We start from the raw sequence: 14,363 nt of genomic DNA, 5'->3' as shown, positions 1-14,363 counted from the left end.
CGTTAAAACTTTGTTTGTATAATAATAAAACATAATAGCCACTGTATTAAATACATTATAAAAAAGACTAAAGGAATGTTCTATAATTTACAATTCTATGGTAATATAATCTTCTGGTGATTTGTTTTTGGTTAAATTGCATATATAGTGATATAAAAAACCGTTGTTACATTCCTAAAATTGAAGGCGTAGCAACGGGAATTCTGAAAATAGTCATTTGTCCTTTGAACGTCGATAATTCTAAAATTCATGTTTTTTATAAATGGTAATTAGTATAGAATAGAACTCTAACCTCTAAAAAATTATACTATGGAAGCAATTGCCGTTTTACAAATGCCAAATTCTAATCAAACCAGAAAAGAATTAGAATTAAAGGAGTATGAAGATTATGAAAGCGATGCTTTTCATTTTCTTCAAGATTATTATACTGATAGAATAGATGCTGAACCAGATGAAAGATTCAACATTGACAGTAGCAGGGAGCTAGCACAAGTTCAACGGGAAGATCTAAATAATAAAATTACGGAAAAAGATAAGTGGTCCGTTGATGATACGGATGGAGATATAGGTGGAGATATAAGTAATAAGCAAACTTTTTTTTATGAGGATGAATTAGCTGTTGAGGAATTTGAAGTTCAAAGAGAAAGTATTGCTGTTGAATTTTTTTTATAAAAAGCAAACGGCGGGTTAGGTACAATTGCTGATTTAATTGTCAAATCGGAAACACATAAATCAAGCAAAGAGCCAAATCTGTGATTCGGCTCTTTACTAATTGGGATTTGAATCCTTTTTTATATAATGCTTACTTACAAGCAATACATTTTGAATTTTTTCAAAAGCGTTTTTTAAATCAAGAATTACCAAGTTCCTCCTCGATCAATTGGTATAGCTCATCGGAACTATCCTTAAACTCTTTAGATTTTTTTCGTCCTTCCATTAACACCTCTTTCGCCTTTTTATAATCTTTGCAATTATAATACACTAAGGAGAGGTCGAAGTAAGGATCGAGAAAATTCTCATCAGCAAGTTCGATTGACCTCTCAAGGCAGCTAATTCCCTCCTGAACCATATCCGTGCTTGCCAGACAAATCCCTTTCCCTTTCAATGCGTACGCATTCTTTGGGTCAATACTTAATACCCGTTCGTTGAACATTAACGATTTCTCGTAGTTTTCGAGCTTATAGTTAACAAAGCCTAATTGGTTTAAAATATCGATATTTTTTTGATCGCACTCATAAATAGCGTTTAAGCAAGCATCAGCAAATTGGTAGTTTTCTTCTGAAATAGCTTCTGCCGAAAGCTCCAGTAACTTCTTATTATCCTTGATATTCTTAATCTCATTACAATCATTCTCTGCAGCAACCCTATAAGTACAATATTGATTTTCCTTTAATTTCTTTCCTGTAGTAAATTTTAGAACTGAGCAACCGGCAAGGCAGTAATTTCCATACTGACACGTAGCGCAAAACCCTGTTAGGTCTTTCCTTGTAAGCCCCCTGTTCCAAGCGAACGATTTAGGATCGTTCCATATATCTATAAGCGAGCGATTGCGAATATTATCTTCAATAAAATCGTTATCCCTTAGTGATGTGCAGCCCACAACATCCCCGTTATACCTAATGCCAAATACTCTTTTACCCGCGAGGCAGCCTGTCCAAAAATGATCTTCGGGATTTCCCTGATTATGTGACCTTATCTCCAGCTCTTTGTCGTTATAATATCCAACACAATCCGCAAGGTCTATTCTAATTATATTTTCTTTTGAGAATTTAAGAAGGTAGTCCAACATTATTTCTATTTCCGATGGATCAATTACCAAATCGGCGTTTTCTATAAGATTTCCCATTGGCATGGCATACTGTAGCTGCCAATTCCTAACGCCATTAGCCTTTATAACTTCGTATATCTTGGGTAATTCGTGAAGATTTTTTTTATTAACAGTTGTAATAATTGACGATGGAACTTTACCTTTCTTTAGAAGCTGCAAACCTGAAATAATCCTGTCATAGGATCCTTGCATCCTCATGAAATCATGCGTCTCTTTTACCCCATCCAAACTGATTGCAATATTTGATATACCCGCTTCCTTTGCATTCTTAACATCAGTTTCAGTCAAAAGCCAGCCATTGGTAATCATATTCGGTATAACGCCATTTTCGCGTATCCTTTTTGCAAGGATATGCCAATCCTTGCGTAGCAGCGGCTCCCCGCCTGATAGCGTAATGTATTCGAGTTTTAGCGCACCTATCTGATCGCATAGTTTTAGACCTTCATCGGTAGTTAGCTCATCGGGTTTGGTTGTGGTACAGCTCGAACCGCAATGCTTGCAGCGCATATTACATGCAAACGTGATTTCCCAAACAGCAGCTGTTGGTTGATATTCCATCATCACAAATTTTTAGGTTTTTGAATAGAAGTAGCAGGTGCTACCTAATAAATAGTGTATAACACATTATTAGCTAGACACCTGCCGAATGTTAATTACTCGGTTAATTCAGTAGGATCAATTCCATACAATGGATGTATCGAATACAATAAGAATACACCACCTTTAATGTTTTTAAGGTCAGAATCTTTAAGTTTCTTCACCTTCGAAATTTTAATAAATTTTTTAGTTTTCATAACGGTAAAAATTAAATTGTTGCCTACTCTATTTGGGATTTTCGGCTTACTCCATAGTAAGTTTATTCCATGTTTGCTAGACTTTAAATTTATAAAAAAACAGGTTTTTAGCTTATGTCCATGGCGTTTTGTTTTAAATATATAGATATTCTATAAAAGTATACTGAGGGGGAAACCTGCTAGCGTCCGTAGGACCTAGTAGCGTTTATCTATCTTTTTCCTAGTTCAGACGCTTCTGAATCTAAAAACCCTAGAAGGTCGGGTAATTCTTTTTTTTGAGGTGCTGGAAAAAAATCTTCGTGTAACTTTGTGTAATGCTTTGTGAACCTTCGTGTAATTGTTATTCCACAAAAAACACAAAGTAGTCACAAAACACACAAAGGAATATGCAACAACTAATTGAGAATGAATTTTCTAACACTTGTTCATACAGCACAAGTGTTAACATAATTGAAATTAGAAGGTTTTGGATTGGTTAACCCAGTTAAGGTTACTACTCTTTTAGGAGGGTTATTGCTGCTAGATGTGGTGTATAGATTTTTGAATAGAAATGACAGGTGCTATCCAATAGATAGGTTTTTACATCTTATTAGGTAAACACCTGCCGAATGTCAATTAGTTGGCTAATTCTGTAGGATCAATTGTATATATTGGATTTATTGAATACACTACTACACCACCTTTAATATTCTTAAGGTCAGAATCTTTAAGTTTCTTCACCTTCGAAATTTTAATAAATTTTTTAGTACGCATAATTATAGAAATTAAATTGTTGCCTACTCTATTTAGGATTTTCGGCATACTCCATATTAGCTTTGTTACATAGTTTATAGGTTTTAGATATATAGATATTTTATAAGAAAACCTGCTAGCGGTCGAAGAACCTAGCAGCGTTTAGCTACCTTTTACCTACATCAGATACTTTCGAGTCTAAAAACCCTAGCGGTCGGGTAATTTTTTTTTGGGGTGCTGGGGAAAAATCTTCGTATAATAGCAATTCCACAAAAAGTGTCAGCCCCTATCGCAAAATGCGATATAATAGCAAATGGGTGGCATGATTGTTAAGAGGAACAAACCCCAACCACTTGAAAAATGGCTATAACAGGGTGATAAAGGGGTAATTACCAGTGGGGTTTATGGTTATTTGCTTTGTGCCTTTTGTGACTTCTTCGTGTAACTCTGTCTAATAAGCTATTCCTCAAAACACACAAGAGAACATGCAACAATTAAAAAATATATTTCAGGCAATAATCAAGACCAAAAAAAATCCTTAACATTTGTTCTCATATATTCTCTATGCCCTCTGTGTCTCCGTGGTTTTTGTTTATTTCGATTACCGTTGAATGGTTACTCCGAGTTAAATAAAAGATTATATCCACATTCCCCAAAATCACCAAACAGCCATTTGATGATTTGCTAATTTGTTTAACTTTGAAGTAGCTTCATAAAATATTGGTTCGAGAATAAAGTGTAAGTGTAATGAATATATTAAAGTATTTCGATATTTCATGGTTCTCATCGGTTGATGGCCCCGGAACAAGAGTTGTATTATACCTGTTAGGATGCAATTTAAGATGTCCTTGGTGTCATTCTCCCCATTCATGGGAAACATCATCGCCTTTACTCTACTTCGAAAGCCGTTGTACAAAATGCGGCTGTTGTGTGGATATTTGCCCCAATGGGGTACACGAAGTATCAAATGGAATTCATCTTGTTAATCATAGCCAATGTAATCAGTGTGGTGCATGTATTGAAATTTGCCCATCATCCGATATTAACAAGTGGAACACTAGCGCTTTGGGGTTTGCTGGTAAAGATATAGAGGTAAGCGAGCTATATCAACTACTAAAACCTCAGCTGGATTTACTAAAAGGCATTGGGGGCTTAACAGTATCCGGGGGCGATCCGCTGGTACAATCCAAAGCCTTGGTGGAATTGCTGAAAATTTGCTCAGCAGATGGTATTCACACTACCGTTGAAACATCTGCAACCCTAAATAAAAAGCATATTGAGGAGTTGATGCCTTATGTCAACCATTGGCTAATTGGGTTACGTCCTTCTCGCACCGATAAAGTAGAAGATTGGAAGCAACTTCTATCGAATATTGAGCTATTAGCCGCACATAATCCCGATCAAATTACCATTAGAACACCTATAATTCCCGGATATACTAATACCCAAATTGCTTATGATATGATAATTGAGGTGATGCGTTCGAATAGAATAAAATCAATTGAAATTCTCCCGTACAATCCCTATTCCGAAAACTATTACAAAGCAATGGGCATAGAATACCCCTTGAAAGGTACTCAAGTGCCAAGTAAAGAGGAGTTAATTGGGGTTAAAGATAATTTTACCTCAGCAGGAATCAAAGCGAAAATTGTTGCTTAAAACGATAAAAATAAAATATGCACTTACTTTATTATGCCTATAAGCAAACCTCAATCCATTGTCATTCCGGGCGAAGTCCCGGAATCCCTAAAAAGAGATAGATTCCTGCATTTGCAGCAATGACAATTTGGATTATTTATTCTTCATTAGGTATTATTACAGATAATCATTTTGGACTATTAACTAAACGATATTGAAATATAAACCAAAAATAGGAGACATCATTATGGCAGAATTAATTAAGGAAGAAATCATTATTGGATCAACCTACAGGATTACAGAATTGATCAAGGCTATGGAAAAACGTGCTTGGGCTGATCGTTCATCGGAATGGTTTACCAAGGACATGTTTAAAAAAATTGGCATTGATCACCCCAATAAGCCAGTAATTGTTCGCCGAGCATTGGCTATAGAAGAGATCCTCAAAGCCATGACAAATAAGCATCTATTTAAAGGCAATAATCCTCACTACCAAATTCGAGATGGTGAGTTGATAGTTGGTGTTATAACCCTAGGATCGTTGGGTTTGGGAAAATCTTTCCCTATTTATCTTACCCCTAGCGAATTGGATATTACCTCCGTATCTACTAAATCCGAAATGGGTTTATTTGGGCACGATTCGGTAAACTACGATGTAATGCTTGAGAAAGGCCTCGATGGTATTATCGCAGATTGTAATAAGGAGCTTAGCGCAACCGAGCATAAAATTAATCACTACAATAATCTCTTAAACTATTGTAGTAAAGTTGAAGGCGATGATACATTTTTAAAAGAAATACACCACCTCAAATCAAGTGGCAAAGCAACCGAAACTATTGAAAGCTTAAAGGAGATTTTCGAAGAGCATGATGAAAGCAAAGGCAATAGAACCAAAGCTTATGATTCAAATCTGAAAGATCTGTTTGAAATTTTAGAAACACATATTCACGCCAATTTCAGTGATATTTCCAAAACACGCAAGAATAAGCAAAAAACGGCTAGTTTTCCACATTTAAAGCAGATTAGAGGAATAATAGCTGAAAACAGAAATATTCTACATAACAGGCAAGATTTTTACACTGCCGTAAAAATTAGCTGTCAGGCTGTTATTGATTATGCAGGTCAATTCTCAAAATTAGCCAGAGAGTTAAGCATTATTGAAAAAGACCCTATTCGTAAATCCGAATTGATAGAAATAAGTAGAATTTGCAGTAAAGTTCCTGCAAAACCCGCAAGCACATTCTACGAAGCTCTTCAATCCATCTATTTCTTTCACCTTGCCCTGCACAGCAGCATGAGCCAGCTATCATTAGGGCGGCTCGATCAGGTTTTGCAACCCTACTATAAAAAGGAAGAGCATGAAAAACAGAAGGAGCTCTTCGAATGCTTTTTGATCAAATGTGCCGAGCGACTAATCCTCGATTCAACCACTTTTGTAAAGCAAGATCACCTTGATTTTGGCTCAAACCTACTTACCATACCAGTAGCACTCGATCAGTGGTCGGAATCAAACGAATTCCTACAAAATATCATTATAGGAGGACAAACCCGTGATGGTAAAAACGCGGTTAACGATTGCACCTACCTTATCCTTAAAGCATTCCAGAAAACCAAACTTTATACTCCAACCTTGAATGCAAGGATTTATAAAGAGCAAATGGATGGTAGTAAAGAGTCCAACAAATATTTGAATGCAATTGCTGAGTGCTTGTACGAAACAAAAAATGGAATGCCGGTTATTGGGAATGATGAAGTACTTGTTCCAGCCTTGAGTAAATTCTCTGATATCCCATTGGAAGAGGCAAGGGATTATGTAATTGATGGTTGCTGGGAACCACTACTCAATGGCTCATGCGACTGGACCTTTAGGATGTTCAATATGCTTACTGCGCTGGAATGTGCTTTAAACGGGGGTGCTACGCTCAGTTCAAATCCAATATTGCTAAGAGGGCAGAAGCTAACCTACGAAACCCCTTTGCCAGCAGTGGACACGAGCATAGACTTTGAAGGGTTTAAGAAAATCTTTAGAAAGCATATCAAATTTTTTACCGATAATTCGGCATTAAGCATTCACATGTTGTACCTAATCGATCAGGCAGTTAATCCAGATCCGCTCTATTCCGCTTTACTAAAGGGTTGTATGAAGACAGGGAGAGATAAAACCTGGGGTGGAGCCGATTATAAACTTGCTGGAATTATTCCTGCAGCAGTTCCCGATACAGTAAACACATTAACAGCGATAAAGAAATGGGTGTACGATAAAAAGGAATTTGAATTGGCAGATGTTTTGGATGCCTTCAGATGTAGTTACACTTCTACTGATAAAGTCCAGCAAGAAAAGTTCAACAGGATAAAACTCAAATTCCAAACCGATTCTCCCAAATTTGGTAACAACGATAAAGAATCGGTAGAGATGATGCAATGGATGCTAAACACATTTTACGAATGTGTTAAGGAATCGCAAAAATTAGCTCAAGAAGTATTTTTATATCCTCCCAAGGAAGGGGATGAGGAGAGAATTAAATCGCTAAGAGCCTTGGCTGGTTATGCCGGAAAATCGTTAAAAGAAGAATTCGGAGATAAATTTATGATACACATTACCGCTGGAATGGGGACATTTGAGCTGTTCGACATTTTCGGTGGTGGAAATGCCGCCTCTGCCGACCGCAACAAAGCTGGCGATCCAATTGCCCGAAATTTTGCGCCAATGGTGGGTACTACAAAGTTTAGTATTGGACATCTTCTATCATCATTTAAAACAATAGGACTTAATCGATTTGCTGGAGGGGTAATCACCGACCTATGTCTCGAAGAAAGGGACTTAGAGAAGAATGGCCCTGAAATCATTAAATCCGTTATCCAGAACTTTATGCTTAACGAAGGTAATATGATGACCATTACCATTTCTGATAAGAAATTATTAGGCCTAATCTACGATTTATGCGAAAAAAACAGGAATGGTGACCCAGAAGCCAAAAAGGAGCTAAAGAAATACGAACATGTAAGCGTTCGGGTAGGCGGATTCCAGATGCCTTACGTCACCTTACCCCCAGCAATGCAGAAAAGTTATATCGATAGGCCAATGCCTCCTGTGGGTTAAGGATTTTACCAAAGACAAAGATTTCCGAACTCTTGAAGAGTTCGGAAATCTAAACCATTATTTTGATTTAAGAACAAGGAGCAACGATTTATGATTTTCAATATTTGATTGAAGATATTGATTTAAAAGGGTTAACGAAAAGGGAGATTGAAAAGATAACCCAACCGAAAATATTATATGGTTTTATCATACAATACATGCAAAAAGGGGTGTTAAAGTATGATCTTATCATACACATAAATGAGTTAGGTATTATAAAGCACTATGGATAGACAGAAAGGGTTAACTGGAATTTACAAAATTGTAAACTTGACTAATGACAAATTTTACATCGGTCAATCAAGAAACATTTATCAAAGATGGAAACAACATACATCAAATTTGCCAGAAAAGTATCCAACAAGTAGAATTCGTACAGCATTTAAAAAATATGGTTTAGGCCAAATTGTTCATAAAGAAGGAGTATATGGTAATTTCAAGTTTGAAATTATTGAACTTTGCGAAGAATTTGAATTGTATAGAAAAGAATCAGAATATATCTTAAACTTAAAACCTCACTATAATTGTTCAATTTTCACTTCACCAGAATTCTATAAAGGAAATTATTTAGAAAAAGAAGAAAAGTATTGGATACAATATCACAATTATGATGCAGAAAAAGGTTACCCATCACAAGGAATACTTGAAAGTTTTGAAAATGAACTTCTAATTGATAGTACTCATTATATTTCATCTAGAAAACGAAGTATTCTTTATTCAAAAGGTGATGCGATTTTCTTAATTCTTGGAAAAACAATTAATAAGGCTAAGTGTTATTTTTTGTGGACAGCAACGATAGTTGAAGAAGTTGAATTTTTGGAGGAAGAAAACTTGATTTACAATGCTATTGGAGAACAACATTTCATTATGCCTCCTCAGTTATTAAATAATCTAGGTGGTTTTTTGGAGTTTAAGAAAATAACAGGAAATTTTGGATTAGGATTTCAAAACATTACAAATTGGGAATTTCTTGAAACTCTTAGAAATCTTACTTGTAAAAACCTTTGTAAAAAAGAAGATAAAATTACATTTAAAGAATATGTTAGACAGTTTGAAGAAAATAACAACCCTTAGCAGCTAGTGCCAATTTTATTTAAAATCCCCGTTCAACGGTGACTATAAGAATTAAAAATGACAAGATTGGGAGATTGGCTGCGTCGTCGTACATCAATTCTTCTAGGCTATGCCTGCAACCTTGTCTTTGCAGAATTCATTAATAATATTCAACCACCTCGTGGTTGTTTTTTATCACATACCACACCCCGCATTGCATACCGGGTTATTCACCTTCAATCCCTTCGGGATTAAGTACTAAGAGTTCCAATATCTTAAAAAGAAAGGAACTTTCAACCACCATTGTTTTGTCAGCGGGCGGCCGGAAGATATGGCGAGCCAGAGCTGGCCTTGTGGGCTGGAGCATCATATCTTCTTGATCTTTTGGTACTTTTCCATCAAGGGAAAAGTACAATAAAACTCCTTACATCCCCCTCCGTTCGTAGAAGATAAACGAAGCATATCTACGTCGTAAATGAAAACTTTAGCAAACATTTACCACACAAACTTGCGTAAGCAACAAATATGTTTTACATTTGCAACAAATATGCTGCAATATGAGGCACGAGACAATTAAAATAACGCCATTTAACACAAAAAAAAGTGTTGAAAAAGCATCCATAGCTAAAACAAAACCTAAAATATGGACCATAGATTCCGACGGCAAAACTTATGGCTGGTCAAATAGAATGGAGCGCATGGAAATTATTAGGCAAGGAATTCCTTACAATTCAATTGAGGTAATTAGTCAAAAATTAAATCGACCTGTTAAATCCGTGCTATCTATTGTAGGTATGCCTCAAACTACCTATAATAAGAAAAAAAGTGAGCACTCTTTGCTAGATATCAGGAATAGTGAGTTGATAGTATTAATCACTGAGCTGATTGATTACGGTAAAGAAGTGTTTAATAATGAAGAAGATAAGTTTCAAAGGTGGTTAAGAAAAACAAATCAATCTCTAGGCGGAAATTCTCCCGAGAGTTTATTGGACACAGTTACAGGAATAGATGAGGTAAGATTCTGTCTCAATAGGATTGAATATGGAAATTTGGCTTAAATGATAGTATACAGAATTGAAAGAGAAAAATATTTAAAAACTACTTTATCGGGGACGGGTGCATCTATATCTAAAGGGTTTAGATGGAATAGCATTAACACAAAATTAGTATATACCTCTGAAAGCAGAGCATTAGCAATGCTAGAAGTTTCTGTACACCTCGATTTAAGCGAAGATTTACCAACAGACAGATATTTTGTTGAAATTGAAATTCCCGACAAAATAGTAATTCAAGAAGTAAAAATTGAGGATCTTCCAGAAGATTGGAATTCTAAACCGCCTACTTTAACCACTCAAACAATTGGTGACGATTTTGTAACTCAAAATGAATCAGCTGTATTAAAAGTTCCAAGTAGCATTGTTCCACAAGAATATAATTACTTAATCAACCCAAATCATCCAGATGCAAAGAAAATTAAAGTGATTAGAAAAGTATCACTGAATTTTGACCCGAGATTAAAAAAATAGGCAATGTGGTAAAAAATAGAAAGAATATTACTTTCGCTCTGCAAATCTACGTTGTATCTATAAACTCATCGAAAATAAACAGTGGTCTTTGATCGCATTAATTCAAAGCAAACAAAAACCATCCTTTCATAAAATTCATTATACCAATAATATTCAAACACCTCGTGGTTGTTTTTTATCACATACCACCATTGTTTTGTCAGCGGGCGGCCTGAAGATATGGCGAGCCAGAGCTGGCCTTGTAGGCCGAAGCATCATATATTGACTTCATCGAACTCGCAAATAACGCTCGGTTCTTGATCTTTTGGTACTTTTCCATCAAGGGAAAAGTATAAAAAAGATTAAAGCATATAAAAGAAAAAGCAGGTCTGTGAAATGCAAAAACTAATTTGTATGTTTGAAATATCGCACCCGCCAGCGGGGGTTTGCAAACTTGCGCTAGCCGATAGAAAAAAACAGGATTAATAAATATCAATCATAATAATGGCTACCTACAATCATCTCAGCACTAAAACCGAAATAATTGCCGGTTTTACAACTTTCTTCACAATGGCCTACATAATTTTTATTCAACCCGATATGCTCGCTCTTACTGGGATGGATAAAAAGGCACTTATTGCAGTAACCTGCCTTGTTTCGGGTATTATTACAATTTTTGTAGGAATAATAGGTAAAGTCCCCATTGCCATGGCTCCTGGGTTGGGATTAAATTCGTTTTTCACCTACACGCTGGTTCTGGGGCAAAAAATACCGTGGCAAACCGCATTGGGTATAGTTTTCCTATCGGGCTTTCTGTTTTTCATACTTACAATAGTAGGACTAAGAAAAAAGTTAATCGAAGCCCTTCCAAAATCAATGATCTATGCAATTACAGTTGGTATTGGGATATTCATCTCCTTTATTGGATTAAAAAATCTAGGGCTGGTTGTTAGCAACGAAGCAACCATTGTTAGCCTTGGAAAATTCAACCCCACAGTCCTTATAGGAATTGGAGGCTTGATACTTGCCATTTCCTTGGAGGCGTTTAGAATCAAAGGAGCATTGCTAATATCAATTGTTACATCAACCATAGTTGCTTTAGTATTTGGGTATACACCGCTGCCCGAAAAAATTATCAGCACAAACATTGACCTTCTTCCCATTGCCTTTAAACTCGATATTATTTCTGCCCTGAAATGGAGTTTGATAGGCCCAATATTTAGCTTAATGTTCATTGCCATGTTCGATGGCATTGGCACTCTGGTTGGCTGCTACAACAAAATGGGCAAAATGGACGATAAATCTGGAACATCTGGCATCAACAGAATACTTGCTTTAGATGCTTTTGGTAGCATGTTTGGAGCTTTAATGGGTACATCAACAACCACTGCATACATCGAAAGTGCCACTGGGATTGAAGCAGGAGGGAGGACTGGAAAAACCGCCATTGTTACAGGGTTACTATTTTTATCAGGCTTACTATTCATCCCAGTAATTGGGATTGTACCCCCTTACGCCACCGCTCCAGCATTAATTATTGTTGGTCTATTTATGACCCGGGAAATTGTAAATATTGACTTCACCAACCTCGAAGAAGGATTTCCTGCATTCATTACCATATTGATGATTGCCTTTAGCTTCAGCATCAGCACTGGCCTTGCACTTGGTTTCATCTCATATACCCTACTTAAGTTGATCAAACTAAGATTCAACGAACTAAACATTACCCTTTTGATAATTACACTTTTGTGTATTCTATTTCTGATTGTTTAAAATAAATTGCCCCGATCTTCAGGTCGGGGTAATTATATTCAAAACAATACAGGGCTTTAACCCTCCATATTCCTTCATTTTAGAACTTCCAACTTCTGTCTCCCTTCCTCTGTCTTCGGTCTTCCAACTTCTGTCTTCCACCGCAAAACAGCATCACAATAAAACACTTTCCCACAATCTTTCCTATCTTTGCGCCCCGATAGAGATTTGAAAAATGAGCTTAGAAAAAGAGATAAAAAGGCGTAGAACCTTTGCCATTATTAGCCATCCCGATGCTGGTAAAACAACCCTAACCGAAAAGCTACTGCTATTTGGAGGTGCTATCCATGTGGCTGGTGCTGTAAAAAGCAATAAAATTAAGAAAACTGCAACCTCCGACTTCATGGAGATTGAACGTCAGCGTGGTATTTCGGTATCAACTGCTGTTATGGGTTTTGAGTATAAAGATGTTAAGATAAACATTCTTGACACCCCTGGTCACGAGGACTTTGCAGAGGATACCTATAGAACATTAACCGCTGTTGATAGCGTAATCATTGTTATTGACCAAGCAAAAGGGGTAGAGACCCAAACCCGCAAGCTGATGAACGTTTGCCGGATGCGTAACACCCCGGTAATCGTCTTTATAAATAAGATGGATCGCAACGGAAAAGATCCATTCGAATTGTTAGATGAAATTGAGAGTGAGCTAAAGATAAAGGTACGACCACTTAGCTGGCCTATTAGCGCTGGCCCTACTTTTAAAGGGGTTTATAACCTATATGAGCAGAAACTTTGTCTATTCTTCTCTGAAGATAAGCAAACCCTTTCCAATGATGTAATCCAAATAGATGATGTGGACAGCCCAGAATTGGATAAATACATTAAACCTTTCACCGATAAATTTAGAGAGGAACTAACGCTAGTTAATGGCGTTTACCACGATTTTGAAGTTGATAGATATTTAAGTGGCGAACTTGCACCGGTATTCTTTGGTAGCGCATTGAATAACTTTGGGGTTCGCGAACTCTTAGATTGTTTTATTCAAATTGCACCACATCCAAGGCCAACTATTACTGATGTTAGGGAGATTTCTCCGTTCGAGGACAAGTTAACTGGCTTTGTTTTCAAGATATTCGCAAACATGGATCCAAACCATAGGGATCGTTTGGCTTTCCTAAAGATTTGTTCAGGTACATTCGAGAGGAATAAGTTTTTCCACCATGTTCGACTTAAAAAGAATTTTAAGTTCTCAAGCCCCAACGCCTTTATGGCCGATAAAAAATCGATTGTCGATTTTGCATACCCTGGCGATATCATTGGGTTGCACGATACTGGAAGTTTTAGAATTGGCGATACCCTTACAGAGGGCGAAATACTCAGCTTTAAGGGCATACCAAACTTCTCGCCCGAACTATTTAGGTATATTGAGAATGCCGATCCTATGAAATCCAAACAGCTGGCAAAGGGAATCGATCAGCTGATGGATGAAGGTGTTGCACAGCTATTTATTCAAAAGCATAATGGTCGAAAAATTATTGGAACCGTTGGAGCCCTTCAATTTGAGGTAATTCAACATCGTCTTGAGCATGAGTATAGCGCAACCTGTAGATACGAGCCTGTAAATCTTCATAAAGCATGCTGGATTGAAAGCGATAATAAGGCACAAATCGATGACTTTAGAAAACGCAAATACAATAACCTTGCTGAGGATAAGCGTGGGAGAGAGGTCTTTCTAGCCGATTCACCATATTCTCTGCAAATGGCACAAGAAAAATTCCCCGACATTAAATTCTATTTTACTTCCGAATTCTAAGATTTCAATTTGAGGATATTATAAAAGGGTGAATTAATTCGCCCTTTTTTTATTTTTATAAATTAAACCGTATCTTCATTTTAAACTCTTATGTAAGTCCAGATCA

Annotated in this window: 12 protein-coding genes; 9 read left to right on the top strand and 3 right to left on the bottom strand. The window is 36.6% G+C overall.

Going from position 1 to position 14,363, the window contains the following annotated elements; all coding sequences use genetic code 11:
- Nucleotides 1–309 precede the first annotated feature (309 nt).
- Entirely contained in the window at nt 310–672 is a 363-nt protein-coding gene (locus HOO91_10735) for a hypothetical protein (protein NOU18017.1), read from the top strand.
- 178 nt (nt 673–850) lie between these two features.
- Here HOO91_10735 and HOO91_10730 read toward each other — a convergent pair whose 3' ends face one another.
- The 3 genes from HOO91_10730 to HOO91_10720 form a co-directional block, all read right to left on the bottom strand.
- A complete protein-coding gene (locus tag HOO91_10730) occupies nt 851–2,386 on the bottom strand; it encodes a radical SAM protein (GenBank protein ID NOU18016.1) in 1,536 nt (511 codons plus the stop codon).
- A gap of 95 nt (nt 2,387–2,481) precedes the next feature.
- Nucleotides 2,482–2,622, bottom strand: a complete 141-nt coding sequence (locus HOO91_10725; GenBank protein NOU18015.1) for a hypothetical protein — start codon at nt 2,620–2,622, stop codon at nt 2,482–2,484.
- A gap of 615 nt (nt 2,623–3,237) precedes the next feature.
- On the bottom strand, nt 3,238–3,375 hold the full coding sequence (locus HOO91_10720; protein ID NOU18014.1) for a hypothetical protein: 138 nt from the start codon (nt 3,373–3,375) through the stop codon (nt 3,238–3,240).
- A gap of 726 nt (nt 3,376–4,101) precedes the next feature.
- Here HOO91_10720 and HOO91_10715 point away from each other — a divergent pair.
- From HOO91_10715 to HOO91_10680, 8 genes are all read left to right on the top strand, one after another.
- Nucleotides 4,102–5,013 (top strand): glycyl-radical enzyme activating protein, encoded by a 912-nt coding sequence (locus tag HOO91_10715; GenBank protein ID NOU18013.1) that lies wholly within the window; start codon nt 4,102–4,104, stop codon nt 5,011–5,013.
- A 226-nt stretch (nt 5,014–5,239) separates the two neighbouring features.
- On the top strand, nt 5,240–8,092 hold the full coding sequence (locus HOO91_10710) for a formate acetyltransferase (protein ID NOU18012.1): 2,853 nt from the start codon (nt 5,240–5,242) through the stop codon (nt 8,090–8,092).
- Between the two features lie 264 nt (nt 8,093–8,356).
- Nucleotides 8,357–9,205, top strand: coding sequence for a GIY-YIG nuclease family protein (locus HOO91_10705; protein NOU18011.1), 849 nt, complete (start codon nt 8,357–8,359; stop codon nt 9,203–9,205).
- A 57-nt stretch (nt 9,206–9,262) separates the two neighbouring features.
- Complete coding sequence (locus HOO91_10700) at nt 9,263–9,439, top strand: hypothetical protein (GenBank protein NOU18010.1); 177 nt, start codon at nt 9,263–9,265, stop codon at nt 9,437–9,439.
- Between the two features lie 302 nt (nt 9,440–9,741).
- Nucleotides 9,742–10,242 (top strand): DUF2384 domain-containing protein, encoded by a 501-nt coding sequence (locus tag HOO91_10695; protein NOU18009.1) that lies wholly within the window; start codon nt 9,742–9,744, stop codon nt 10,240–10,242.
- The gene (locus HOO91_10690) at nt 10,243–10,710 is read left to right on the top strand and encodes an RES family NAD+ phosphorylase (protein ID NOU18008.1); all 468 of its coding nucleotides are present in this window, start codon (nt 10,243–10,245) and stop codon (nt 10,708–10,710) included.
- 483 nt (nt 10,711–11,193) lie between these two features.
- The gene (locus HOO91_10685; GenBank protein ID NOU18007.1) at nt 11,194–12,462 is read left to right on the top strand and encodes an NCS2 family permease; all 1,269 of its coding nucleotides are present in this window, start codon (nt 11,194–11,196) and stop codon (nt 12,460–12,462) included.
- A gap of 214 nt (nt 12,463–12,676) precedes the next feature.
- Nucleotides 12,677–14,257 (top strand): peptide chain release factor 3, encoded by a 1,581-nt coding sequence (locus HOO91_10680; GenBank protein NOU18006.1) that lies wholly within the window; start codon nt 12,677–12,679, stop codon nt 14,255–14,257.
- The last annotated feature ends 106 nt before the right edge of the window (nt 14,258–14,363 follow it).

This window comes from Bacteroidales bacterium (genome assembly GCA_013141385.1).
Classification (GTDB): Bacteria; Bacteroidota; Bacteroidia; order Bacteroidales; family Tenuifilaceae; genus UBA8529.
This window is presented reverse-complemented; position numbering and strand designations above follow the sequence as displayed.

Coding starts and splice junctions, on each gene's coding strand:
- HOO91_10735 (NOU18017.1), top strand. CDS start 310: ATGGAAGCAATTGCCGTTTTACAAATGCCAAATTCTAATCAAACCAGA.
- HOO91_10730 (NOU18016.1), bottom strand. CDS start 2,386: ATGGAATATCAACCAACAGCTGCTGTTTGGGAAATCACGTTTGCATGT.
- HOO91_10725 (NOU18015.1), bottom strand. CDS start 2,622: ATGAAAACTAAAAAATTTATTAAAATTTCGAAGGTGAAGAAACTTAAA.
- HOO91_10720 (NOU18014.1), bottom strand. CDS start 3,375: ATGCGTACTAAAAAATTTATTAAAATTTCGAAGGTGAAGAAACTTAAA.
- HOO91_10715 (NOU18013.1), top strand. CDS start 4,102: ATGAATATATTAAAGTATTTCGATATTTCATGGTTCTCATCGGTTGAT.
- HOO91_10710 (NOU18012.1), top strand. CDS start 5,240: ATGGCAGAATTAATTAAGGAAGAAATCATTATTGGATCAACCTACAGG.
- HOO91_10705 (NOU18011.1), top strand. CDS start 8,357: ATGGATAGACAGAAAGGGTTAACTGGAATTTACAAAATTGTAAACTTG.
- HOO91_10700 (NOU18010.1), top strand. CDS start 9,263: ATGACAAGATTGGGAGATTGGCTGCGTCGTCGTACATCAATTCTTCTA.
- HOO91_10695 (NOU18009.1), top strand. CDS start 9,742: ATGAGGCACGAGACAATTAAAATAACGCCATTTAACACAAAAAAAAGT.
- HOO91_10690 (NOU18008.1), top strand. CDS start 10,243: ATGATAGTATACAGAATTGAAAGAGAAAAATATTTAAAAACTACTTTA.
- HOO91_10685 (NOU18007.1), top strand. CDS start 11,194: ATGGCTACCTACAATCATCTCAGCACTAAAACCGAAATAATTGCCGGT.
- HOO91_10680 (NOU18006.1), top strand. CDS start 12,677: ATGAGCTTAGAAAAAGAGATAAAAAGGCGTAGAACCTTTGCCATTATT.